Raw genomic sequence first — 350 nt, forward strand, 5'->3', positions numbered from 1 at the left:
TCGGTCGCAGTCCATGTACGTGTGATCTGGTAAGTATTGCTACAAGTGCTGCCGGAGATTGACTGTCTGGTATCCACTGGTGTTACAGTGATGGTACCTGTTGTACAGTTATCAGTAGCAGTCAAGGTAGTTCCGGCAGGGACCTTATCACAATCAACGGTTACGTTGGCAGGAGCAGTACCAGAGAACACAGGACCGGTGGTATCTTTCACAGTTACGGTCTGTCTCAGGGTGTCGCTTACATTACCACAGTTATCAACCGCTACCCATTTACGGATCAGGTAATAATTGTTTGTACACTGACCTGCGATGTCTACACGGGTTTCAATCGGTGTGATGGTCAGGGTACC

At 48.6% G+C, this 350-nt stretch carries 1 protein-coding gene; it reads right to left on the minus strand.

The features are described from left to right. Positions 1–350 (minus strand): hypothetical protein (locus tag BW716_RS37450; RefSeq protein ID WP_220388959.1); only part of this gene is annotated, 350 nt, incomplete at both ends.

Source organism: [Flexibacter] sp. ATCC 35208, assembly GCF_001975825.1.
Lineage (GTDB): Bacteria > Bacteroidota > Bacteroidia > Chitinophagales > Chitinophagaceae > Chitinophaga.